1 protein-coding gene is annotated in these 836 nt (G+C 56.0%); it reads right to left on the reverse strand.

Features of this window, described 5'->3' with window-relative positions; translation table 11 throughout:
* The coding region (locus NCT32_RS37805; RefSeq protein ID WP_143756474.1) for an AMP-binding protein at positions 1 to 728 on the reverse strand (728 nt) is incomplete at its 3' end.
* Between the last annotated feature and the right edge of the window lie 108 nt (positions 729 to 836).

Raw genomic sequence — 836 nt, forward strand, 5'->3', positions numbered from 1 at the left:
TTCAGCGCTACCGGCAAATACGCCAGGAACACGTCGTCCTTAGTAACCCGCATGTCGCGATTCAAAAAAGCTGCAGCGCACAGTGTAGTGTTAAAACTATGCAGTACACCCTTCGGGTTACCAGTTGTTCCAGATGTAAAGCACATTCGCATGATCTCGTCAGGGTCCATGTGCACCCGATGCTCGTCGCGAATCTCAGGCAAGACGGAAAGTGTCTGCGCGAAAGAGACGACGTCATCGGCTGGAACGGGATCCACGCAAACGGCCAAGACAGGGGCAGACAGCCTGCAGCGCACGTCGCGAAACATGTCAATGTAATTGAATCCCTTGAACTGAAGCGCGCACACGTAGGCCTTAGACTCAGAAAAATCGAGAATGTAGCGCAATTCCTCCGCGCGGAGATCGGGACTGATCTTATTCGCAATCGCCCCTATCAGTTCGAGTGCGAAGAACACGACGGGAAATTCGACGCGGTTCGGCACTTGTAGTGTTACGACATCGCCACGACCAATCCCTTGGCGGCGCAGCAGTTCCGCAAACCGCCGCACTTCGGACCACAGCTGCCCGTAAGTCACCGAACGGCGGTCATCTTTGAACGCAATGCGATCGGGCATCTCGTCGACGCGCTCCTTCAGTATCTCGCTAAATGTCACGTCCCTCCACCAACCATTGCGACGATAAAGATCCTGTAAATGCTGCGCAACTTGGCGCTCCGGCTGAACTCTCATGGTCGGCTCCTTTGCCGCAATGACTGGACGATCTAGCGGACGCCGCGAAGCAGACCGCCGTCAACCTGAATGGCAGCGCCTGTAATGTAGGCGCCGCGCGGCGACACC

The sequence above is a fragment of the Caballeronia sp. INML2 genome (genome assembly GCF_023631365.1).
GTDB classification, from domain to species: domain Bacteria; phylum Pseudomonadota; class Gammaproteobacteria; order Burkholderiales; family Burkholderiaceae; genus Caballeronia; species Caballeronia turbans.